18 protein-coding genes are annotated in these 23932 nt (G+C 61.6%); 7 read left to right on the plus strand and 11 right to left on the minus strand.

Features of this window, described 5'->3' with window-relative positions; genetic code table 11:
- Window positions 1-160 precede the first annotated feature (160 nt).
- Window positions 161-1039 (plus strand): AraC family transcriptional regulator, encoded by an 879-nt coding sequence (locus PTZ19_RS22125; RefSeq protein ID WP_276357814.1) that lies wholly within the window; start codon window positions 161-163, stop codon window positions 1037-1039.
- Here PTZ19_RS22125 and PTZ19_RS22130 read toward each other — a convergent pair.
- From PTZ19_RS22130 to PTZ19_RS22160, 7 genes are all read right to left on the minus strand, one after another.
- Window positions 1036-2052 carry an asparaginase gene (locus PTZ19_RS22130; protein ID WP_276357815.1) on the minus strand — a complete coding sequence of 339 codons (1017 nt, stop codon included), beginning with the start codon at window positions 2050-2052 and terminating at the stop codon, window positions 1036-1038. The genes PTZ19_RS22125 and PTZ19_RS22130 overlap by 4 nt on opposite strands.
- A 2-nt stretch (window positions 2053-2054) precedes the next feature.
- Window positions 2055-3062, minus strand: a complete 1008-nt coding sequence (locus PTZ19_RS22135; RefSeq protein ID WP_276357816.1) for a glycosyltransferase family 2 protein — start codon at window positions 3060-3062, stop codon at window positions 2055-2057.
- Window positions 3063-3105: 43 nt separating this feature from the next.
- Window positions 3106-4896, minus strand: a complete 1791-nt coding sequence (locus PTZ19_RS22140; RefSeq protein ID WP_276357841.1) for a phospholipid carrier-dependent glycosyltransferase — start codon at window positions 4894-4896, stop codon at window positions 3106-3108.
- Window positions 4897-5048: 152 nt separating this feature from the next.
- Window positions 5049-5831 (minus strand): sigma-70 family RNA polymerase sigma factor, encoded by a 783-nt coding sequence (locus PTZ19_RS22145; protein WP_276357817.1) that lies wholly within the window; start codon window positions 5829-5831, stop codon window positions 5049-5051.
- Window positions 5828-6268, minus strand: a complete 441-nt coding sequence (rsbW, locus tag PTZ19_RS22150; RefSeq protein WP_276357818.1) for an anti-sigma B factor RsbW — start codon at window positions 6266-6268, stop codon at window positions 5828-5830. Before rsbW ends, PTZ19_RS22145 begins: the two co-directional genes overlap by 4 nt.
- 45 nt (window positions 6269-6313) lie before the next feature.
- On the minus strand, window positions 6314-6637 hold the full coding sequence (locus PTZ19_RS22155; RefSeq protein WP_276357819.1) for an STAS domain-containing protein: 324 nt from the start codon (window positions 6635-6637) through the stop codon (window positions 6314-6316).
- Between the two features lie 21 nt (window positions 6638-6658).
- Entirely contained in the window at window positions 6659-7801 is a 1143-nt protein-coding gene (locus PTZ19_RS22160; protein ID WP_276357820.1) for a PP2C family protein-serine/threonine phosphatase, read from the minus strand.
- Between the two features lie 434 nt (window positions 7802-8235).
- On the opposite strand from PTZ19_RS22160, the gene PTZ19_RS22165 reads away from it, so the two are divergent.
- From PTZ19_RS22165 to PTZ19_RS22175, 3 genes are read left to right on the plus strand one after another with little or no spacing between them, the layout of a single operon-like run.
- Complete coding sequence (locus PTZ19_RS22165; RefSeq protein WP_276357821.1) at window positions 8236-9276, plus strand: nucleotidyltransferase family protein; 1041 nt, start codon at window positions 8236-8238, stop codon at window positions 9274-9276.
- Window positions 9273-10460 carry a glycosyltransferase family 4 protein gene (locus PTZ19_RS22170; protein WP_276357822.1) on the plus strand — a complete coding sequence of 396 codons (1188 nt, stop codon included), beginning with the start codon at window positions 9273-9275 and terminating at the stop codon, window positions 10458-10460. Before PTZ19_RS22165 ends, PTZ19_RS22170 begins: the two co-directional genes overlap by 4 nt.
- A complete protein-coding gene (locus PTZ19_RS22175) occupies window positions 10444-11691 on the plus strand; it encodes a hypothetical protein (RefSeq protein WP_276357823.1) in 1248 nt (415 codons plus the stop codon). The genes PTZ19_RS22170 and PTZ19_RS22175 overlap by 17 nt, the downstream gene beginning before the upstream one ends.
- Before the next feature lie 953 nt (window positions 11692-12644).
- Here the strand turns inward: PTZ19_RS22175 and PTZ19_RS22180 are convergent.
- The 4 genes from PTZ19_RS22180 to PTZ19_RS22195 form a co-directional block, all read right to left on the minus strand.
- Window positions 12645-13793 (minus strand): RluA family pseudouridine synthase, encoded by a 1149-nt coding sequence (locus PTZ19_RS22180; RefSeq protein WP_276357824.1) that lies wholly within the window; start codon window positions 13791-13793, stop codon window positions 12645-12647.
- Between the two features lie 90 nt (window positions 13794-13883).
- Window positions 13884-16934: a HEAT repeat domain-containing protein gene (locus PTZ19_RS22185; protein WP_276357825.1), complete on the minus strand. Its 3051-nt coding sequence runs from the start codon at window positions 16932-16934 to the stop codon at window positions 13884-13886.
- A 25-nt stretch (window positions 16935-16959) separates the two neighbouring features.
- On the minus strand, window positions 16960-17457 hold the full coding sequence (locus tag PTZ19_RS22190) for a GNAT family N-acetyltransferase (protein ID WP_276357826.1): 498 nt from the start codon (window positions 17455-17457) through the stop codon (window positions 16960-16962).
- A 46-nt stretch (window positions 17458-17503) separates the two neighbouring features.
- Window positions 17504-20254, minus strand: coding sequence for a HAMP domain-containing protein (locus PTZ19_RS22195; protein ID WP_276357827.1), 2751 nt, complete (start codon window positions 20252-20254; stop codon window positions 17504-17506).
- Window positions 20255-20471: 217 nt separating this feature from the next.
- Between PTZ19_RS22195 and PTZ19_RS22200 the strand changes: the two genes are divergently transcribed.
- From PTZ19_RS22200 to PTZ19_RS22210, 3 genes are all read left to right on the plus strand, one after another.
- On the plus strand, window positions 20472-20858 hold the full coding sequence (locus PTZ19_RS22200) for a DUF4280 domain-containing protein (protein WP_276357828.1): 387 nt from the start codon (window positions 20472-20474) through the stop codon (window positions 20856-20858).
- 1 nt (window position 20859) lies between these two features.
- Window positions 20860-22863, plus strand: a complete 2004-nt coding sequence (locus PTZ19_RS22205) for an MORN repeat-containing protein (protein WP_276357829.1) — start codon at window positions 20860-20862, stop codon at window positions 22861-22863.
- Window positions 22864-23480: 617 nt separating this feature from the next.
- Complete coding sequence (locus PTZ19_RS22210) at window positions 23481-23774, plus strand: hypothetical protein (RefSeq protein ID WP_276357830.1); 294 nt, start codon at window positions 23481-23483, stop codon at window positions 23772-23774.
- The last annotated feature ends 158 nt before the right edge of the window (window positions 23775-23932 follow it).

The following is a 23932-nucleotide window of genomic DNA, read 5'->3' on the forward strand; positions in this document are numbered from 1 at the left end:
TAAAGAAAAACACGCGGCGGAAAAAATGGCGGGAAGTGCTTTTCGCATGGAGAAATGTGACTTTCATTGCGGTCGGATCCGAGGAGAAATGTTACAATGGGATGAGCCGAAGCGGAGGAAGTTTGACGCCGTCAAACGCCCGATGACAGGAGGAGTCGGAATGCGGAAAACGCCGACTTACCGCGTGGTGTCCAATCCGGTCACCGTGGTGCCGGAAGAGTTTACGGTGCTGTTCGCGGGCGAAAGCCAGACGAAGCCGAATCATAAAGTCGGCCCGAAGGTCGCCGATTATTACCTGCTGCATCATGTGACTTCCGGGAAAGGCCGCTTCCGGCTGGGAGAAGCGGGGGAGGCCGAACTCGGTCCCGGCGACTCGTTTCTCATTCCGCCGAACCAGCTGGCCAGCTATGTATCGGACGAGGAAGATCCGTGGCGTTACCGCTGGGTCGCGTTCGCGGGCCGTTCGGCAGCCGCCGCCGCGGAGTCGGCGGGCCTGAGCGCCGCGCGTCCCGTCGTCCGCACGGGCGTCAGCCGGATTCCGGCGGAACGGTGCAAAAGCATCTACGAGGCGTTCTGGAAGCGAAGTCCCGCGGCTTCCCTCGAAGCTTCGGGCCATCTGCTGCTGCTGCTCGCCGCGCTCCGGGAATTGGCGGAAGACGAGGCCCCCGCCCCGCTGAGACCCGAGTCGCACAACGAGGAATTGGTCCGCCAAGTCATCGGGTATCTCTCGGCGCAATACGCCGAGCCGGTCACGATCGAAGGCATGGCGGAAGCGCTCGGGTACAACCGGGCCTATTTGTCGCGGCTGTTCAAAGCCCGCACCGGCTTTTCCCCGGCCACCTTCCTCTCCCGCATCCGGGTCGACCACGGGAGGCGGCTGCTGCGCGAACGCCCCGAGCTGACGGTAGAGCAGGTCGCCTCATCCGCGGGGTTTCAGGACGCGCTCTATTTCTCCAAGCAGTTCAAACGCTGGTACGGGCAGTCCCCCACGGAATACCGCGCGTCGGTCGCGCGCGCCATGCCGCACGGGAGCGCTTAGAATACGGCTTCCCAGCTCCCCGCTTCCATGTCCGCGTCATTGCGGAACGTCGCGGGAAACCGGGACCGGAGCGCGGCCATCGTCTCCTCGGAGGCGCCGCCGTAACGCTCCAGCAGTTGCATGACGATATAGGGCCAAGCCGCTTCCGTGCCGTCGGACACGTGAACGGCGATGCCCAGCCGCTGCCGCCGGAGGCCGATGGCGAACGCTCCCTGGGCTCCGCTCTTGGCGACCAGGTTCAGGTCCGCCAGCAGCAGGCTCGCGAGCCGGCCGGGACCTTCCACCAAGTCGGGGTGCCGGTTCATGGCGTCCGCGACCTTCGCGGCGACGACGGCGGCCTTCGGATCCGGCGCCGCGTCCGGGATGGCTAACCGCGCGTACCCGAGCGCGATCGCGCGCAGCGGGACCGCGAGCGTCGGCAAGCCGCAGCCGTCGCGGCCGACGGCGCAGTCTTCGGCAGCCGCGCCGGTCCATTCCCGCACGCGCCGGAGAATTTCGCGCTGCGCGGGGTGATCCGGCTCGAGGTAGCCTTCCAGCGGCCAGCCTTCCCGCCGGCACCAGGCCAGCATGCCCAAATGCTTGCCCGCGCACGTGTAATACAGCTTCCGCGGCGGAAGTCCCGACCGCGCCCATCCCTCGCGGGGCCGCGAAGCGGTCGGCTTCGCCGCGTGAAAAGCCAGCGCCTCTTCCGGCACCCCGGAGGAAGCCAGCATCTCTTCGAGCGCGGCGACCTGCTCCGGGTACCCGCGCTGGGACGCCGCCATCATCGCCAGATGCCGGGCGCCCCAGCCGCAAGCCTCGTCGACTCCGGCCAGCAGCGAGGCGATGGCCTGCAGTGGCTTGGCCGTCGACCTCGTATAGGTCAGGGCCTCCGCGTCGCCGATCGATTCCAACACGCGGCCGTCGTCCGCCGATACGACGGCGATCCGTCCCCGGTGCACGTTTTCGGCAAGGCCGCCACGGGCGGCGACGGCCAGCGGAACGTCGCGGATGTCCGATTGGATCTTGTCCATCTCTACCTGCTCCGTATCATCATAGAATCGGTTTCATTCCGCTGCACGCCATCGGACGCCGGATTTTCCGACTGTTCGAAATTGACCTCGTCGGAAACGACGTACAGGGGCCGGCCTTTGGCTTCTTCGTAAATGCGGCCGATGTATTCCCCCAGCACGCCGAGCAGCGACAGCGTAATGCCGTGGAACAGCAGGCTGATCACGATGAGCGAGCTCCACCCCGGCTGGGTGTTGTCCGTGAACAGGCGCAAATACAGCACGACGATCAAGTACACGAACCCGGCCGCGGACAGCAGGAATCCGAGAATGCCCGCCAGCTTGAGCGGCTTGGTCGAGAAGGAAGTGATCGCGTCCGCCGACAGGCGGAGCATTTTGCGAAGCGGGTATTTCGTCTCCCCCGCGAACCGCTCTTCCCTCACGTAGTCGACCGACGTCTGGCGGAACCCCGCCCAGCTGACCATGCCGCGGATATAACGGCTTCGTTCCCTCATCCGGGACAGCGTATCGCACACTTTGCGGTCCATCAGCCGGAAATCTCCCGTATCCACGGGAATGTTGACGGAAGTCATCATTTTCAGAAACCGGTAAAACAAGGTCGCCGTCAGCTTCTTGAACCACGTCTCCCCCTTGCGGGCGATCCGGCGGCCATAGACGACGTCGTAGCCTTCCCGCCAGCGGTTCACCATTTCGGGGATGATTTCCGGCGGATCCTGCAAGTCGGCGTCGATGAGCACCACGGTCCGCCCCGACGTATAGTCCATGCCCGCGGTAACCGCCAGCTGATGGCCGAAATTCCTCGAGAAATCCACCAGCCTGACGCGGGGATCCGACTCGCAGAGCCCGCGGACGATCGAGGCGGTCCGGTCGCGGCTGCCGTCGTTGACGAACACGATTTCATACGACTCGCCCATCGCTTCCAGCACCGAAGTGAGCCTCCGGTACGTCGTTTCGATGACTTCTTCTTCATTGTACATAGGCACTACTACGGACAGGAAACAAGCCTTGCGCATGTCGATCCCCTTTTCCAAACCCCGTCTCTTCCGAATGAAGCGGTCAGAAGCCCCAGCTGGGCAGCCACCGGAGGGCGATATTCATCCATTCCCGGCTGATCGTGACGCCCGCCAACACCGGATAGAACCATAGGAACAGCGCGGCCGCGGCCGTGACGGCGAATGCCGTGAACCGCCGGCCGCCGCGGTACTTCTCCTCCCACCAGCGCATCATCCACACGAGAGAGAAAATGAGCAGCGGCACCATCGGGAAGTAGTGGTACAGGAACGTGATGCTTCGCGGCGCCACGATCCAAGGGACGTAGAACGATAAGTACATGACGGCGATCGTCAGCACGATCCGGTCCCTTCGGCGCCAGCCGATCCACCAGGAGGCCAGCATGGCCAGCAGGCCGCCCCACCAAACGAGCGGATTGCCGATGGCCGCGATGCTCTGCCCCGTGCCCGGCGCCAGGTCCGTACCTCCGTAGTACCAGACCGGACGGAGCATCAGCGGCCACGTGTACCACTTGGAAGAATACGGGTGGACTTCCTTGACACCTTTATGATAGTCATACATGTTTTTTTGATACTGCCACAGGTCTTTGATGCCGTCGTTTGCTTTCGTGGCCCGCTCGAACGGCATGTACGAAGCGGTATAGATGCCGGCGGGAACCGCGACGAAGAACACCGCGGCCGCGAGCAGGGTCAGCGCCGTGCGTCTCGCGGTCCTGCGCTGTCCCTCGCTTCGGGCGGCGCGCAGGTGCCGGAGCAGCGACAGGACGAACAGAACGGCCAGTCCCGCCCCCCCGTACAGGTAATTCCACTTGACCGCAGCCGCGCAGCCGAAGAAAACGCCGCTCAGCGCCAGCCAGCCGAGCCCCGCGCGGAATCCTCTCCGCCACGACGTTTCCCCGTACCGGTACATGGCGTAGTACATGACGACCGTAAACGTGACGCCGAAAACGTCAACGTTGGCGAACCGCGATTGGACGAAGTGAAACGACTCCAATACGAGCAGCAGCCCGGCGAGAAAAGCGTACCTCGTTCGGCCGAACATGCCTTTGGCCGCGGCATAGACGACCGGAACCATCAGCGTGCCGCACACGGCCGCCGCGAACCGCCAGCCGTACGGCGTCATGCCGAAGAGGCGAATGCCGAACTCCAGCAGCACTTTGCCAAGCGGCGGATGCGTGTTTTCGTACGGTTCCATGGCTTGGATGAACTCGTACGCGGTTCTTCCGTGATAGATTTCGTCGAAGTACATGCTGTTCCGGTAATCCGGCCGGAACGGCGCGTACTCCTGCTCGTCGAATACTTGCGCGCCGCCGCCTTCCGTCCCGGAGCCGGCTTTTCCGTTATCCGTCACGCTTTCGACGGGAATCGGAACGGTGACGCCCCGGGTGAAAAACGCGGCTTCGTACAGCGTGTATCCCGTGCTGACCGCCGTAAAGCGCATATACCGGGCGGACACCGTCTTATTCTCGGATTTCCAGGTGAACACCCGGTTGTATTTATGTTCGATTTCCGCATAGAGTTCCCATTTTCGGCCGTCGGCCGACCACTCGACCCGCGTTTTGCCTTTGGCGCCCGGCCCTTCGTACAGGTTGAACCGGTCCACCGTGCGCGTTTTGCCGAAATCCGCGGTGAATCCTTCGCCGACGACGCTAGGCCGCCAATACGTCTGCGCGCCGGTGCGATTGCCCAGATCCCAGAAAGACAGGACGGCGGCGATCAAGGTCAGCAGAAGGATCAGCGCCGCATCCTTCCGGCCCCATCTTCGATCCGTTCCGCCCGTTCCCGCGGCTCCCCCGATCGAAACCGGCGAAATTCTGACACTGCTTGCCCCATCCATCCCCGTCAACCGCTTCCTCTCCTGCTTCTCGTACAGCCCATATCGAATCTTTTCCTATTGTAGTCGAAAGCGTCCTTACGGGAAAGGGCGGGTTTATCGGCGAAACGCCGCGGCAAAACCTCCGGCCGAAAGCCGGCCGGAGGCGGAGTCGTTCATGGATCGCCGATGCTTTCCTGTTCGGTCAACAGCCGCTTCAGCTTGTGGATGGCCCTTCTCTGGATGCGGGAGACGCTCATTTGCGACACGCCGAGACGCTCCGCGATCATGCGCTGCGACAACCCGCCCTCGAACGCGTGCCGCAGCACCTCCCGCTCCTCCGGCTGAAGGACGGACATCGCGTCCAACAGATCCAGTTTGTTTTCCAACTCCGCGTAATCGTCGCTTTCGGAGCCGATCCATTCTCCGATCGCGGCGGCATTCTCCTCGTCCGATATCGGCGTATCGAGCGACACGTAATGATAAAGCTCGCGGCCGGCCAAAATTTCCAGCGTCTCCTCGACCGTAAGCCCGAGCCGTTCCGCGATCTCCTCGACGTTCGGCGAACGCTCCAGCTTCACCGTCAGCTCGTCGACGGCTTGCTGGACGAGAAGCCCTTTTTCTTTGATCCGGCGGGGCACCTGGACGTACCAGGACTTATCCCGCAAATAATTTTTCATATGGCCGATGATGCTCTTCATGGCATAGGGTTCGAACGGCATGCCCAAGCCCGGGTTGAATTGGCCGAGCAGGCGGAACAGCGACATCTGTCCCGTCTGGAATAAATCGTCGTATAAGTCCGGCCGGTTGCGCGACATTTTGTTCGCCGCCATCCGCACGATGGGCTCGTAGTGCCGAACCAGCCATTCCGCCAGATCCTTGGACCTCGTCTTCTGATATTCGAGCAAGACGGAATTCGCGTCGTCGGGCAAACGCGCGGGGGGCAAGGGGCGGTTCACGCTTGTTCTTCGAAATTCGACCGCTTCTTGACCAGCGTCACCGTCGTGCCGCCTAGGCGCTTCACTTCGACGCGGTCCATCAGCGCCTGCATCAAGTACAACCCCAATCCGCCCGACTGGATTTCCTCGATGGACTTCCCGTGCAGGGACGCGGACTCCGTGTCGTCCGCCGGCGCGAAGCTGATCCCGTTGTCGCTGACCCGGATGGTCAGTTCCTGGGCCGAGGCCGTAAACACGACCTCGATCAAGCCGTCTTCTCCCCCGTAAGCGTGCAGAACCGCGTTGTTGACCGCTTCCGATACCGCTACCTTCATGTCTTCGATTTCTTCGAACAAAAATTTCATTTTGCTGGCAATGCCGTAAAGGGTCAGCCGGATCAAATCCACGAACTCCGCTTGCGCCGGCACCGTTAACGTCACTTTTCTTTCCTTGGCCATTGGGGAGGTTATCCATTCCTTTCCTTGTGATGAATGGCGGCTTGATCAAACGTCCCGGATGATCAGAAAAGGAGTAATGCCGGTCATGTCGAACAGCTTGCGGATTTGGCCCGGCACCTGCTCGACGTCGAACGGCGCGCTCTTGGCATGCCGCGCTTTCAGCACGGAAATCAGAATGCCGATGCCGGTGCTGTCGATATAGGTCAGGTCTTTGAGGTTCAAGGTCAGGCGGCGGTCCGTCAGCGAAAGGAGCGGTTCCATGGCGGTCCTGAGCTGCGAAGCCACCTCCAGGTCGAGCTCTCCTTCCAGATAGACAACGGTTTGTCCGTCCCGGTTTTCGGTGCGGAGCGAAAATTTGTTCGGCAGCATGACAAAACTCCTTTCGGCACGTCAGCCCATGTCGATTTTCACGAGGCACCGGTCGTCGGAGCGGCCGTCCAGGGGGACTTGATCCAAGAGCGCTTCCAGCCGGCCGGCCTCGCCGGACGACTCGAGCAAATACTCGGACAGCCGTCCGATCCGCTCCTCGTCCTCCCCTTCGAACGGCCCCAGAATGCCGTCGGTGAACAGATAGAGGCGGTCCCCTCGGCGAATCGGCCTGCTTTCGGCCTGGTACTCCAGTCCTTCGAACATTCCGAGCGGGGCGGAAGTCGCGCCCAGCCGTTCCGGCCGTTGCCCGTTCCCCGCGAATACGAAGCCCGGAGGATGCCCGGCGTTGGCATACTCCAGTACGCCCCGGTCCAGGTCCAGCGTGACATAGATGCCGGTGCAGAAGTACCGAACCAGCTCGTTATCGGGGCGGATCCCCATCAGTCTCCGGTTTACCTCCCGGAACACTTTGCTCGGAGTCCAAAGCTCCTGCATGGCCTCCTTAAGCACCGAGGCGGCGAACATGCTCACCAAGGCGGAAGAAATCCCGTGTCCCATCGCGTCGATGACGGCGAACGCCCAGCGGCGTTCTCCTCCGCGATGCCAAGCATACAAATCGCCGGCAAGCTCTTCCGAAGAGCGGAAGAACGCCCGGACCGACAGCCCGCGTTCTTCGGCGTTCGCCGGCAGCACCGCTTCCTGCACTTGACGGGCCAAATGCAGCTCTTCCCGGAGCCGGCGGTCCCTCTCTTTGTGCCAGTCCAACTCGCTTTTCAGCCGCAGGGCGGAACGGATCCGGGCAAGAAGCTCGGTTTTATTGATCGGTTTCGTCACGAAATCGGTCGCCCCCGCGTCGAGCGCTTCCGCCAGCTTGCGGGAATCGCCGATCGCGGTCACCATGATCACCGGGATGTCGCGGAACCGGCTGTCGGCTTGCAGCAGGCGGCATGCTTCGATTCCGTCCATGACCGGCATCATCATGTCCAGCAGGATCAAGTCGATTTTAAAGCCGGGTATCGATTCCCCGCCGTCCGGAGACTCCAGCAGACGAAACATTTCCTCGGCCGAATAGGCGACGCTGATCTTCGCGTAACCGGCGCGCTTCATCATTTCCTGGATGACCATGACGTTCATGGCGTTATCGTCTACGATCAGAACTCGCATACCGCTTTCACCGTCTCCTTGTTCTGGCCGAGAAAAACATACGGACCTATTATCGGATTCTATAGGGGATAACCGATAGACCTTCGGCGTGAAATCTTTATTTTCTTACCCGAATCGCGGGAAGATGAAACGGAAATTCAGGCTTGGCATGGGACAAACCCCTCATAAGGATTGCATTTTTTTCCTGATTCAGGTAAAGTAGGCAGTAGCCGAAGCGGCTGATTCCGGATAGGCGGGAGAAGCAATATTTGCGTTCGCAACCGATTCGCACCCGATTCCGCTGCCCTTTTCGCGTCATACCGATGCACCCCGCGCTGTCCGCGTGAGTGGGGCATCGTTTTTTTATCCCTTGATTCGGCAGCGAAAATTTTGTATATAAAAATTTTGCCGACCCTTAGGGGATTTGAAATCTAAAGACGGAGGCTGATCCTGGCATGAAAGCACTATTACTCGCTGGAGGACTGGGAACGAGGCTGCGCCCGCTGACGGAAAATCTTCCGAAACCGATGGCACGGGTAGGGAACCGGCCGTGGCTGGAGCATCTGATTCTCCACTACAAAGCCCAAGGCGTGAGCGATTTCGTCTTGGCGGTCAAATATTATCGCGAGCTGATCGAGAGCTGCTTCGGAGACGGATCGAGGCTCGGGGTCCGCATCGAATATTCGGTCGAAAAGGAACTGCTCGGTACGGCCGGCGCCGTGAAAAACGCCGAACCGTTCCTGGACGGCCGGTTTATCGTCGTCAACGCCGACATCATCCATCAGGTCGACCTCGCGTCCGCCCTCGCGTTCCATGAGCGGCGCGGCGCGGACGTCACGATCTGCCTGACGGAGGTCGACGATCCATCTCCTTACGGCGTAGTCGAGCAGAACGAAGACGGACGGATTCTCCGGTTCGTCGAAAAACCGAAAAAAGAAGAAGCGCCGTCAAATCGGATCAACGCCGGCATATACATCATGGAGCGGAGCGTGCTGGAGCGGATTCCCGCCGGCGTGGCGGTTTCCATCGAAAAAGAAACGTTCCCGCAATGGATCGCAAGCGGCGCCGGCGTCTATGGCCACCCCATCGGGGGCTACTGGATGGACATGGGCACGAAAGCCCGTTACCGGCAGCTGCATTGGGATTTGCTCGACGGGCGGTTTCCGCTGCCGACGGACGGAGAGGACGCCGGAGAGGGGATTTGGCTCGGCGAGAACGTCCGCACGGGGCAAGGCGTGCTCTTCGTGCCGCCCGTCATGATCGGCGACGACGTGACCATCGGCGACCGCGCCGTGATCGGTCCTTATGCCGTGATCGGCAGCGGATCCCGGATCGGCAGCCAAGTCCGGCTGTCCCGCTCCATTCTGTGGGACCGCTGCAAAGTGCACGGCGGAGCCCAGGTCAACGAATGCATTCTCGGATCGGGAATGCGGGTGGGACCCCACATTTTGCACGAAGCGGTATGCAATCGAATTCGGGAGGTGCAGCGCCCATGATCGCGAACGGACGTTTTCCCCAGATCGCCTACGTCAGCACGTATGTACCGAAAAAATGCGGGCTCGCCACGTATACGTATCATCTCCGGGAGGCGGTTCAGCAGGCCAAAGGAAACCGCCAGCAGGATCCCGTCGTGGCGGTCTGCAACGAGGAAGAGCGTTCGGATTACCGCGAGCCTTGGATGTGGCCGCTTCTCAAGCCCGACCTCGAGGACTATCGGCGGACGGCCGAAACGATCAACCAGAGCGCCGTCGACATCGTTTCCCTGCAGCATGAATTCGGCATTTTCGGAGGAGACGCGGGCGTCCATGCGGTGGAATTGCTGAAGCGGCTGGAAAAGCCGGCCGTCGTCACCTTCCATACGGTGTTCGAAAAGCCGGCGGAGCCATACGCGTCCGTCCAGAAGCAAATCGCGGAGCTGAGCGACCATCTGATCGTCATGAACCGCAAAGCGATCGGTTACTTGCATGACAGCTTCGGCATTCCGCTCGAGAAAATTTCGTTCATTCCCCACGGCACCCCGCTTCCCAACCGTTCGGGCCGGGCAGCGACACGGCGCGCGCACGGCTGGGAGAACCGCAAGGTGCTGTTCACCTTCGGCCTATTGGGAAGAAGCAAAGGCATCGAGTTCGCCCTCCGGGCGGTCGCGGGCGCCGTGCAAGCCGTGCCGGAGCTGATGTACGTGATCGCGGGGGCCACCCATCCGGAGGTTCGGCGCACCGAGGGCGAAGCTTACCGGGAAGAACTGACCGCTTTGATCCGCGAGCTCGAGCTGGAGCATCACGTGCAGATGATCGACCGGTACATTCCGGAGGAGGAGCTGTCTGCTCTCATGACCGCCGCCGATTTGTACGTCACCCCGTATCCGGGCATGCAGCAGATCACGAGCGGCACGCTCGCCTACGCGGCGGGCCTGGGCCGGCCGATCTTGTCGACCCCGTACTGCTACGCAAGGGACTTGGTCCAAGGACATGAAGAGATGCTGCTCCCGTACGGGGACGTTCACGCTTGGAGCGCGAAGATCATCGAGCTTTTCTCTTACCCCGGAATGCTCGGCAGATGGGAGCGAATCGTGGGGGAAATCGGGCGGAGCATGCATTGGCCGCAGGCGGGGGCGCAGCACTTGCGGCTGTTCGACCACATCCTGAACGAACAGAGGGCCAAGGTTGCCGGCGTCGGCTGAACGGCGCCCGCTGCGGCGCGGCGGCCCGCCATCGTTCGCGCACTTGCGCCGACTGACGGACGATACGGGACTGCTCGAGCATGCGCTCGGGCGCATCCCGCGCCGAAGCGAAGGCTACACGACGGATGACAACGCCCGCGCGCTATGGCTGGCGACCGAATGGCTGTCGCTGGGCGGGGAAGCGCTGCGGGACGACGATCGCGGACTGCTGAAAGAGCTCGCGGAAAATTATATGGCCTTCTTGTTATGGACCCAAAGCGACGAGGGCTGGTGGCATAACAATATCGCCTATAACCGTACGCGGGAATCCGAAGTGCTGTCCGCCAACCAAGATTGCCAAGGCCGCTCGGTCTGGGCGGCCGCGGACGCCTGGGTCCGGCTGGAGAGTCCGTTGCGGGACACCGCGAGGATCCTCTTCATGCGAACGTTGCCGATCCTAGGCGAAATCGACTCGCTTCGCGGCCAAGCCTTCGTCATGGCGGCCTGTGCCCACGTTCTCGAAGCGGGCGGCCGGGGAGACATCGAACTGCCAGAGTCCTGGAGGCACCAGCTGACCGACAACATGCAGCGGACGGAACGGATGATGAACGAAACGTGCCGCGCGATGTTCGGGAACGGCTGGCGGTGGTTCGAGCCGGCGATGACTTACGGCAACGGCACGCTGCCGTGGGCGATGCTGCGGACCAGCCGCGTTACCGGAAATCCGGAGACGCTGCGCAACGGGCTGGAGAGCCTCTCTTTCCTGCTGGAACGGATGACGGCGGAGGAAGGATGGCTGCGTCCGATCGGCAACGACGGCTGGGGGACGCCGGATGCCGTCAGCCGCTGGGACCAGCAGCCGCTGGAAATGTTCAAGCTGGCCCTGGCGTTGGAGGAAGCCGCCCGGGCCGTGGAATCGGCAGAGGCTGGCGCGGAGGGGCAAGAAACGGACCGCCTCGTAGGCAGTACCCGGGCTTCCGCGGCGGGCCGGAGCGGAGACCGAGGCTCCGGCGGCTCGCTTCGGGAACGCGAGGCTTGGCCGGCTTCCGTCCGGAAATCGGAATATTACCGGGCCCAGCGGGACCTCTGCCTGGAATGGTTTTACGGTTACAACGACAAAGGCGTGCCGATGTGCGACCCCGTCGACGGAAGCTGCTGCGACGGGCTGATGGAGACCGGCCCCAATATCAACTGCGGCGCGGAATCGACCTTATCCTATTTAATGACCGAAGCGCTCTGCCGGCGGGGTTGATCGCAGGCCTGAATAAGAAAACCGTCAGGGAGAAATTCGTCCCTGACGGTCCTTTGTTTCGTGCTTCTGAAGTCCGTTTGTCCAGAGGGGCGGGGGGTTAAGCTTGCGCGGCAAGCTTAATCAGCGGTTGCCCCACGCGTCTTGGCGGGGATTAAGCTTGCNTTCTGAAGTCCGTTTGTCCAGAGGGGCGGGGGGTTAAGCTTGCGCGGCAAGCTTAATCAGCGGTTGCCCCACGCGTCTTGGCGGGGATTAAGCTTGCGCGGCAGGCTTAATCAGCGATTGCCCCCTACGTTGGCGAAGGTTAAGCTTGCGCGGCAGACTTAAGTCAATCCCACTACCGCCTGCTCTTGGTCATGGTTGATCCCGCCTTCCTGCCCATGCGGTAACGTTTTTCACCGAAACCCCATCCTCCCCGTCACGGGTTCCGATTCTAAAGGACACAGCAGCCGCAATTGGATAAAATTCCCTCATTTTAAAAACGTAACGGAAACCAAGGACCTTATCAGTAACCTGTTTCGTATATACGTGTGGTTTTTCACCCAATAAGCGCAACTGTGTCCGTTACAATGCGCTTTGCCGAGGAGCGACCCGCATAACGTCCGCTGTGTCCGTTAGCGTTACCGCCTCAGCGAATGGGGCAGCCGGCGTCGGTCGCTCTCAGAAAGGGATGGAGCATGGCTTCACCCGAAAAGTCATAAATTCTGATCGGTTCAAAAAGGGTTGTCTCCGGAGACTTGATTCTCCGCGACAACCCTATTTGCTAGGAGCAGCGCAATTAACGGCACCCTGCTCCTCTGCATCGAGATCCGCCTCACCCGACCAAATATCGGAACTCCGTTCCTCTATTTCTGACTCAGGACGACGTAATCTCGGCGAAAACGCGAAGCACGCGCAAGCAAATCGTGACTCTCAGGAAAACGATTTTAGGCGGAACTCCAAACCCTCAGCCAAGCTTACCGCCCCCGCGGATCTCCGCGACCCCGAAGAGATTCCAGCGCCTGGGCGAAATCGTCAGGCAGCGGGGCGCGTACCTGCTGCTTCTCGCCGGTCCAAGGATGCCGCCAAATCAGCTTTTCCCCGTGCAGCGCCTGGCGGGACATCACTTTGCGCGATCCGCCGTACATGCCGTCGCCCGCGAGAGGGTGTCCGATCGCCGACAGGTGAACGCGGATCTGGTGGGTCCGCCCCGTCTCCAGCCGAAGCCGGACGAGCGTATGGCCGCCGAACCGCTCCACGACTTCATAGTGCGTCACCGCAGGGTCGCCGGTCTCGCTGATCCGCCGTCGCGTGGAGTGGTGGCGGTCCTGGCCGATCGGCTTGTCGATCGTCCCTTTGTCCTGCGGGATCACGCCTTCCGCCAGCGCGAGATAGATGCGCTCGATCCGCTTCTCGCGCATGTCCTTATCGTACTGGTAGTGGGCGAACTCGTTCTTGGCGTACAGCACCGGGCCGGTCGTGTCCTTGTCGATCCGGTGGATATGGCGGATCCGGACCTCCTGCCCGGTCATCTCGTAGTACGACGCCACGGCATGGGCCAGCGTTCTCCGCTGCCCCTGCTCGCTCGGATGCACCTCGATGCCGGCCGGCTTGCCGACGACGAGCGTGAACTCGTCCTCGTACAGCACGTTCAGCTCCATCCAGTCCGCCGGAAAATCGATGCGCTCCTTCGGAAACAGATGCAGCCGCAGCGTCGCGCCTTGCAGAAGCAGCCCTTTGCCGTGCATCAGCTTATTCAACAGCTTGGGCGGCAGCGGCACGTGCCGCAGCACCGCCTGCATCGGCGCGCCCGCCAGCCCGTCCGGCAGCCGGATCTCCATCCATTCCCCTTTGATCCGGCCCATTTTGAGCGGAGCGGCCGCACCAACCGCGGCGGAAGCCGCCCTCCGGCCCCGATCCGCCGCGGCGCCTCGGCCGCCGATCGCCGGCGTTCCTTTGCGGCCGAAGGATTCCGCCTTCGGCTTGTCCGATCGCCGCCCCTCCGAACGAGGCTTGTCCGTCCGGCGATTCTCCGCTCCCGGTCGGCCGCCGGCCGACCGTCCTCTGCCGTCGCCCGTGCCATGATGGCCCGGCTTGCGGGGGCCGTTCCTTCCCGTACCTCTCAATACCGCCGACCTCCGTTCACGCTCACGCCCCGCACGATCGGGGCTGTCGCCGATCAATATACGGGAACGCCCCCGCAAAGTCAAATCGGCTCACGAGTCGAACCTCATCATCATTTCCTCCAGCAGGCGAATCCTCGCCAAGGAGGCGCGCAGCAGACCGATGCCGATTTCCGGGTATAGGCGCACGAGGCGCGTGACGTCGTCCCGCTCCAGCACGAGCACCCGGACGTCTCCGAAGAACGCCTGCGCGGACACCGCGGACGGCGAACCGTCCAGCGCCGAGTTGGCGCCGCACACCTCTCCCGGTCCCAGCACGCCGAGCGTGCCTTCCCAACCCGCCGCCGACACGCTGGTCAGTTCCAGATTGCCTTCCACGACGACATAGAAAGCGGTATGCTTCTCGCCGCGGCGCACCAGAAAATCTCCGTCCGGGTACGTCTTCTCCGCAGCGGCTTCCGCGATCAAGCCCAGCTCTTCGAGCGAAAGATCGGCGAAAAAGGGGACCTTCTTGAGAAACACGACTTTGTTCAGCCGACCCAACATCCCTTGTTCTTCCATCATCGCGCCCTTCTCCTCCCCCCGTTTCCATTCCGCCGCCATCTCGCGCCACCAGTCGTCCGTCGATTCGGACGCCGCGGCCATGGCTTCCCGCGCGGCGCCCGGCTCCCACTCGCGCCGGCCTTCGCCGTCCGCCTGCAGGGCGGCCGCCAGCCGCTGGGACAAGCGCCGCTCCCCGACGCCCTCGGCGAGCACTTCCAGTCCGCCGCCGCGCGTCTCTTCGTCTTCGCTGGCCAGCGTTTTCCGGATCGCCGCGACGACCTGCTCATCCGCCAGTCGTTCCATCACCGCCCAGACGCCATCCAGCACCGTTGCCTGTACGTCTAGGACATGCATCTCCGCCAATTCCGCCAAGTCGGAGCGCCCGAGCGCGCGGAAAGCACCCGGGAGCAACGTCCTTGCTTCTTGCTCCGTCAATTTGAGGATCGCCTGCTCGGCGAGCCAGCCTTTGGCCTCCTCGTCCGTCACCAACCGGGAGAGAGCCCGTACGGACGCCTTCCACGCTTTCGGAGGCAAGCCCGGCAGCCGCTCCCGAAGCGGCGCGGCCGCCTCCGGTCCCATCGCCTCCAGCGCTTCCGCCGTCACCCGCTGCAGTTCCAGGTCCGCGGCCGACAGACGGCCCAGCAAACCCGGGAGCGCCTCGACGCGTTTCAGGGCGCCCAAACAGGCGGTCGCGGCCACGCGCACGGATGGATGCGGATCGTCCAGCAGCCGTTCGACTTCGCCGGCGAACCGGTCCAACTGCAGTTCCCCGACGACCCGGCAAATGTGCACCGCCGGCTCGCCGCCCGCCTCGAGTATTTGCCCGATGACCTCGAAGCAGGCTTCGTAGCTTTGCGCGCTCTCCAAGGAATACATCGCTTTAACGGCTTCGGCCGCGACGGCGGGATGCGGGTCGAGCAGCTTCGACCGCAGGAAGAAGAACGCCTGCGCCTGCAGATGCTTCATTTGGGCCAGCTTGCGCACGGCTTCCACCCGAACCGAAGGCTCCGGATCTTCCACCAGCCCCGCCACCCGGATCATGGCCTGCAAATCGGCTCCCGTCAGATTCATCGCTTTGAGCGCCGCGGCCCGGACTCTCACGCTGTCCTCCCCGATCGAATCGAGCAGCTCGGGCAAATATCTCGCGTCCTTCGTCCGCCCGATGATGTCCAGCGCGACGATTTTCGCCTCTTCTCCGGGCTGGCGGAGCATCGCTTGTATCGACGCCATGGTCCGCGCGTTCCGGAAAAATTCCCGGAACGATTCGGCGAGCTCCCGCTCCGCCAATCCGACCGTCTGCACGCTGCGGACGAGCTCCTTCATGTACGCGCGCCGAACGCCCCAGGCCAACAGCAGAAGCGCCGCCGCGATGGCCGTCCCCGCTGCCGCGAGCGCAGGAAATCCCCAGCCGAAGGCGGTGTGCAACGCCTGGAGGCCGGAACCGAGCAGGATGCCCGCGAAGCTGGAAATCCCTTGCGCCACGTAACGGAAGCCGTCTCTTTGCTGCAAAGGCAGCGTTTTATAGAACAATTGGTAGGACGGCTCCGCCGAGTAGTAGATCAGCAGATACGTCAGCATATAGCCGCCGGAAACCGCCGCCAGCGCGGCCGCAGAGTCCAGGAAAACCGACGCGGCCGCGAAGGACAGCACGTAGACGCCGGAGATGGCGGCCAGCATGCCGCTCGCCCCGAGCCAGGCCATCAGCTTGCCGGAGACGGTCTGCAGCAGGAAAGCCAGCGTGAACAGGATGGTGGTGACGACTCCGAACATCCTTCCGAACGCGGATTCGTCGGGATAAGCCGTATGGGCAGTGTTCAAGAAAACGTACTCCATCAGGAAATACAGCGCCGGCATGACCGTCATCAAGCCGAGGATGCCGAGCAGGAACGGCGATTTCAACGTCCTCCGGAAGTATTCGAAAGAAGAAAGCGGATCCCCGTCTTCGTCCGCGGAAATCGCGGTGCCTTTCAGCGTCAGCGGAACGAGAAAACGGGCGATCGCTTTGCGGTAGTTGAAAGAAGCGGCAAGCAAAAACAGCGGTCCGAGCGCGTATACGACGTCCGGCCCGAACCAGGGGTTGACGAGCTGCGTGATCAGACCGGCCGCGATCCCGCCCAGCGTTGCCGCCGCGACGAACACGGGCATCAGCCGTTTGGCCTGCTGGGTCGGGCACAGATCCACCGCCAGGCTCCACAGCAGGATCGTTTGCTGTCGGACGACGAAGTTCGAGGAAAGGAACAGGATCGGGTAATACAGCCGCAAATCCGCTCCGCTTACGCGGAATCCGATGAGCACCATGGCGTTCGCCGCGACGATGCCGAACATGACGGCGTACATCGCGCGCATGAGGCCCGGCTTGGACAGCCGGCCGGCCAGCCAGCTCATGAACCACGCTTCCGCGGGCAGAATGACGGCTTCCGCCGCGTAGACGTAGGGCAGATACTCGCTGCCGAAGCGTTGGTTGAACAACGTCATGAACCCGTTATAGTTCAGCGACTCGGCGATCCCGCAGACGAGAAAAACCGGCGCCATCAGCCAAAGTTTGCGCCGGTCTTCCGATTTGACGCCGATGCGGCGAAGCAGACGCGTGATTCCTTCCATGTTTCCTCTCATTTCCTCATGCGGTCTAGGAGATTTTGCGGTAGTAAATCATCCGGTCTTCCCCGTCGAAGTAGTAGTCCGGCAGCCGTCCGACTTCTCGAAAGCCGTTGCGGGCAAACAGCCGGCGGATCGCGTCGTACTCCGGCAGCGAGCACGTGTAAGTGATCAAGTAACGGGCCGGAATGCTTTCCATGTAACGAAGCATCTCTTCGATGAGCGCGGACGCCAAGCCGGACTTGCGGTAATCCCGGTGCACCGCGATATAGTCCCAGCTGTAACCGCCGGTTTGCTGTTCGTTCTGGGCCACGCTATTGACGCCGATCACGTTGCCGCTATCGTCGGTCACGTACCAGAAGACGGTTTCCCCCTGAAGCGCTTGATAGGGCAGCGAGCGGAAATGCTCCATTTCCCCGGGCGTATGGCGGGTATCGTCAAACGAATCGGGCGAAAAGAAAAAATCGACGATTTTCCCGGCTTCTTCCGCCGTGCTCAGCTTGCGGACGCGATAAGATCCCGCGATCATGGCGCAACTTCCTTTCGCTAACGGATTGACGTCCCGGCACCCGCGGTCAAACGGCAAGCGTGCCGTTCCAACCGGACGAAGTTCCCTTCTGGTAGTACTCGTCGCAGAGGTAGAAGTACAGCTTGGCCGCCTTGTCCAGCCGGTTCAGCTTCAGAACTTCCACGAACGTTTCCCTCGCGTCGTAGAAGCGGCCTTCCTGGCAGAGGAACAACCCGCGCTCGAACAGTGCCTTGGTGCGTTCCTTCGCCAAACGCATCGTTTCGGGATCGCCTTCGTAGACGTCGACCAGCTCGATCGCTTCGTCTTGCCCTTCGGGGGTAATCCGTCCGAGGTTGCGATGGCGGAAACGCTCCGGGGCTCTCAGCTTATTGAAATACTCCTTCGTCACCAGTATGGATGCGCCAAGCGGCTCCGAGAGCCGTTCGAGCAGGGAAGCCATGTGCACGTCCTCGGAAATCACCCGGCCCTCCCAACGCTGCTCCTCCCCGATGATCCCCATCATCAGGGGCCCGTGGTGGATGGCGATGCCGACGTCGACGAGCGCGTAACCCGCCCGTCTGCGTCCTTCGTTGTAGTCGACCAACGTTTTCCGGATCGCGACCGCGGTGCGGAGCGCCTGCTCCGGATAACCCGGGTAGAGCGCCATGAATCCCGCTCCGAGATATTGGCTGATCAGCCCATCCTCCTGGCGGACGAGCGGGCCGAACCGTTTCAGGAAGGAGTTCATGAAATTGAAATTCTCTTCGGGCGAGAGCTGCTGCGAGAGCCGATAGAATTCCCGCAAATTCGCGACCATGACGGGCATGCTCCGCTGCACTTGATCCCCCAGTTGGATATCCAAGATGCCTTGCTTGCCGAGCGAACGGAAAAACGGCTGCGGAACGAAACGGTACGAAGCTTCGGAGATTCGCGTGATGTCGGAGATGTATCGCCGGATATAACGGGCCATCCGGTTGAACTGTTCCCCGAGATCGCCGACTTCGTCGCGGCTCCGGACGCGGACCTCGGCGTCCCAATTTCCGTCCGCCATCTCCATGACGCTGCGGCGCAGCCGTCGCACGGTCGACAGCAGCAAATACGTCGCGATCAAAATGACCACGATCAGCACGGAGGTGATGATCAGAATGTTCTTCACGATGCTGTCGTAAATTTTGCGGTTGGCCTGGAACAGGACGTTCAGATCCCGGCCGGTCTCATAGATGCCGACCGCCTTGCCGGAACTGTCATAGACCGGCCCGATCGCGTACATCCATTTGCCGCTGGCGTCCTCCCATTCGCCGGTCCGGACTTCGCCTTTCAAGGCCGCTTCGTTTTCCTCGTTCATTTCGAACGGCTTGAACATGTTGACCCCGTCGTCGTCGTCCATGATGATGTACAGCTGGCCGTCTTCGTATTTGTACAGCGTGCTGTACAGCCCTTGACGGTCCGCCGCCTGTTCGCCTTCGAACAGGAAGTTCAAGCTCCGGCTGATCGCCTCATAATCCGGATTCCGGTAATCCGCCGGGGAATGAAGGTTTTGGAGCTTGTCCCCGTCGATCAGGTTTTTGCCGTTGCGCGCCAGCAAAGCCAGTTCCCGCTGCATTTCCGATTCCATCCGGCTGGAAAAGCTGTCGTAAATGAAGTTCGACAGCAAAATCATGCTGATGACGATCAGCGGAACCGTGATCAAGACCATTTTCAGGAAAAGGGAGAAACGGCGCTGCATCAAGTGGACGTAGAACATCCTTAGCGAGGCGGCGAGAAGCAGCAGCCCGGCGGCCAATCCGGACCAGCGGAGCCAGGCCGCGGAAATTTCGCCATGCGTCCGGTAAGCGTGCGCGAGACCGCCGGTCAACCGGCCGCTTCCGTCGTACCGAAGCAAGCGATCGTTCAGCAAGAGCACCGTGCCGCCGTCCGGCAGCGGATGCGCGTTCGTGATCTCGTAGCTTTCGGCGTCCGGAGCCGCTTCTTCCAGCTCTTTCGTTTTGATCCGGACTTTCAGGCCGTCGGGCTTCTCCGGATTCATGACGGTCACCGAATTGAGCAGCCGGTCGACGAACATCAAGTTCCCGGCCGCGCCCATCGCCAATCCTTCGGGAAAATTTTTGCGCGTCCGGTCCATGTTGGCAAGCGGATAAATCGAAGTGGAGGTGCCGTCCGCCTCGACTTTGAAAATCGAGCCCCTCTTGGTCGAGTAGAAGATTTCGCCCGGCGCCGTTCCGACGATTTCGGACAAATAACGGTTATCCGGAAGCTCGAACTCAAACGCCGCGGCAGCTTTGCCTCCGCTGAGCGGCAAACGATTCAGCGTGACCTTGTCCGACCCCGTCTCGAAGAAATACAGCGAATCCCCGCTCACTTGCAGTCCTTTGAGCTGGCCGATCCTTTTGCTTTGCCCGTTCCCCTTATGCTCGTAGAGAACCGCGTCCTGCCGCCCGTTCTTGTCATACCGCACGATCTGCTCGTCGGTCACGTACAATCCGTACGCGTCCAGCACCGTATCGAGCACGATGTAGTTGCCTTGGCCGTCGACGGCGATTTCGGTGAAGTCCCGCCGCATCCCGTCCTTGGCGCCCTCCCGGGTGAATAGAACGCCCAGCTTGCCGTCCGGCGAAATGCTTCCGATCTGCTGCTTGGATGACAGAATCACCGCGACGGAGCCGTCCGGCGAATCGGCCGCCTTAGACAAATTGTCCAGCGGGACCTCATTCTCCCACGGGAAGGAGGAAAATCCCCCCGGCGCTTGCCGAATTTGCCACCCCGACCAGCCGGCAACGGCCAACGCGGCCAAAAGCAACAACAGAGTGAGCTTTTTCATCTCGACGAACCCGCGCTTTCTTCGGACTTTCGGCCGTTCTCGGCCGATCCGCCTATCCTATTACTTCCATCCTACTATAATTCCTTCCTTTTGACACGCCTTAATCTGACAATAATCGGGACAAATGCCCGCTTTTTATAGTAGTATGGAAGTGGAAGAAAATACCGCGGCACCCGCACGGCAGGCGGCGGAGGCGGCGGCGAAACGAGGTCGTGTAATGGGCCAGCTCGTGTGCGGAGGCGCTACTCTGCAATGCTCGTTCGGTGCGGCGCCGGGCGTCCTGAACGTCTTGCCGGCCAACCGGACGACGACGGCGATGCCGATCGCCAATATCATGGACAACAAGCCGATCGTGAACATCGCGCCGTTCGGCATGTGCCAGTCGATGGCCAATCCGACCGTGGCGTCGGCCACCGCGGCCGCGCTCGGCGTGCTGACGCCGATGCCCTGCGTACCCGTCACGTCCGCTCCGTGGGCACCGGGATCCCCCACCGTGCTCGTCGCCAACATGCCCGCCTTGAACAACAGCTCCAAATGCATGTGCAATTGGGGCGGCGTCATCCAGATCGTCAATCCCGGTCAAATGACCATACAGGTGCCATGATATGATCGAATCCATTCTCAAGCCGTTTATCAAGCCGATCCAAAAGAAAATCATGAGACCGCTGAAGATGGCCAAACAGCTGCCCAAGCTGCTTGTCAAGTGGCTGATCAAGTGGATGAAGACCGTGCTGGGCGCGCAAATCCGCTCTCTCGAGAGCTACTGGCGGATCGGCGGCTATTACATCGCCAAAAAGCTGGTCGTCATCGTCGCGCTTGTCACGCTGGTCATCGTCTTTTTCGTGTTCATCAAGCCCCCGAAATTCGTGGACAAGTGGTTCGGCCGGACGCCGAGCATCGAAGCCGCCGCGGCCGCCGAATCCGGATTCAGCGGAATCGCCAAAATCGTTGACCCGCAAGGGAACGTCGTCTATGTCGGACCGCTCGAGAACGGCCAATTTTCCGGCGCCGGCAAGCTGTACGGACCGGACGGCAAGCTGATCTATTCCGGCGATTTCGAAAAAGGACAAAAGGCCGGGAAAGGCGAGCTTTACGACGGGGAAGGCCGGCTGTTGTACCGGGGGGAATTCGCGGCGGATCAGTATGCCGGCGCGGGCGTCCTGTACGCGCCGGACGGCAGCGTGAAATACGAGGGGGCTTTCGCCTCCGGCAAATTCGAAGGAGAAGGCACGTTGTACGCTTCGGACGGCATCCCGCTCTATGCCGGCGCTTTCGTTGCGGGCGAGTACCAGGGGGAAGGCAAGCTGTACGCGGCGGACGGCAAATCGGTGCTGTATCAAGGCGGCTTCGCCGCCGGGAAGTTCGAAGGCGCGGGCAAACAATTCCGGGCGGACGGGACGCTGCAGTATGAAGGCACGTATCTCGGAGGTCAGCTGTCCGGCGACGGGGTCGAATACGCGCCGTCCGGAGCGGCGATCTACAAAGGGGCGTTCCAACTCGGCCGATACCAGGGAATCGGGTCCCTGCTGAACGAAGCCGGCACGGTCGTCTATACCGGATCATTCTTGGGCGGTTTGCGGGACGGCGACGGACAGGCTTTCCGGGAGGACGGCACCCCGCTGTACGCGGGTAAATTCGCGAAGGGCAAATACGAAGGCGTCGGAACGCTGATGGACGCCGACGGAACCCCACTATACAAAGGCTATTTCCATGGCGGAGAGTTGACGCCCGAGGCTTTCCTGGGCCTGGCCGAATCCAAGCTTACGGAAGTGCTCGGCCCTCCCGACGAAGCGGCGGGTGCCGGCGGCGAGGAAAGTGCGGAAGATCCGGGCGTCAGCGGCGCCGTTACGGGCGATGATGGCGGTGCCGGCGATCCGGGTTCCGGCGACGCCGGCGTGCCGTCCGGGGATGCGGGGGCGCCCGCGGAGAGCCCGTCGCCGAGTCCCTCCCCATCATCGGGAGAAAATCCGGACGACTCCGGCAAACAGCCGGAAAGCAGCGCATCCCCGGAGCCTTCGGCCGGTGCCTCTCCGGAGCCGTCAGCGTCGCCCGCTCCCTCCGCAGAGGCAGCTTCGGGGTCGACAGGCGGAGAGAGCGGCAAAGGGACCGAGACATCGGGAGGAACGGGCGGTTCGAGTACGTCGGGCGCATCGGGCGCTGCGGGCGAATCAGGTGGCAAGGCGCCGGCTTCCGGCTCGGAGAACGCCGACGGCAAGGAATCCGCGGCTTCACCGCAAACTCTCGTTAAAGCTTCTCCGGCGCAGGAGTCGCCCGCTCCTGCCGATCCGACGGCCGAGCTCCCGCTCGACGCGCCGCTTGCGCTGCCGAAGGACCTTCTGTACGGAGCGCTGCGAATGTCGTTCGAACTGACCGCGGATGAAGACAACCCTGAAGCGTACTCCGTGACCGAGATCCGCACTTGGAACCGAACCGTGCTCGATACGCTGTGGGCGAAGCTAAAAGTCGGTCCGGACAAAGGGCTTAAAACTCCGCTTACCGGCGACAAATACGAATGGACGGTCCTGCGGGACGGCAACCTGTACGTCTTTACCGTGAACAAAGACGTGCCGGTTCGACTCGTCATCACCCGTGCTCCCGCAGACGAATAACCGTAAGGGTAAATAATTCGGCATTCACAAGACGGCCTCCCATTGGGGGGCCTTTGTCGTGTGAGCGGTATAGTGGGCGGATTAGTGGATGTCTTACGCTATTTCGTCCTGTGTGCGGTAGAGTGGGCGGATTAATGGATGTCTTATGCTATTTCGTCGTATGTGCAGTAGAGTGGGCGGATTAGCGGATGTCTTACGCTATTTCGTCGTGTGTGCGGTAGAGTGAGCGGATTCGTGGATGTCTTACGCTATTTCGTCCTGTGTGCGGAAGATTGAGCGGATTAGTGGATGTCTTACGCTATTTCGTCGTGTGTGCGGAAGATGGAGCGGAACTCTATCATCAAGTGGTTCTCCTTTGGGGGGGCCGTTCTGTCCGTTTGCCGGGCGCTGCGCGCGCGTCAAATGCAGAATTCCGCAAGAAGCGCCTGTTTTCGACGGCGGTCTCCGCGTGACAAATCTTCGGAACTTTTGGCGAGATTCCGGGTATTCCCGCAGACTGTCCCGTTTTCGGGGGAAGCCGTCATTTTCCACCAAAATAACACCGTTGCCACTTTTTTACTATCCCGCTAATTTGAGAGTTAGGGGCTTGTCCCCAACTACTCGCGGGAGGGATCGGTATGGATCAAAACGAAGAGCAATTGGCAGCTGTGGAAAATGAGGAAGCGGATACGGCAGAAGCCGTAGAATCGGAAGCAACGGAATCGGATGAGGTCGTCGCCGAAGCTGTTGAGGCGGAAGCCGTAGAGGCAGAAGCTGAGGACGCCGGCGAGCCCGTTGCCGAAGCCGGCGCGGAAGGCGATCAAGCGGAGGAAGCGTTGGAGGCGGCTGCGGCCGAAGCCGACGAGCCTGCTCTCGCGGAAGTTGCGGCTGACCAGCCGGAGTCGACGGAATCCGAAGTCATTGGGGACTAATGGATATCCCGTACGTGGGGGAGCCGAGATTATCGCGGCTCCCCTTCCCATTTGAGGAAAAATGGTTGTAAGGATGCAATCCAACCGGTTGGCGTGCGCAGCCATGAAGTCGGTTTCACCGACTTCATCCACTCCTGCATCGGCCTTTTATAGCCATT

The sequence above is a fragment of the Cohnella caldifontis genome (genome assembly GCF_029360585.1).
In the GTDB taxonomy this organism is placed as follows: domain Bacteria; phylum Bacillota; class Bacilli; order Paenibacillales; family Paenibacillaceae; genus Cohnella; species Cohnella caldifontis.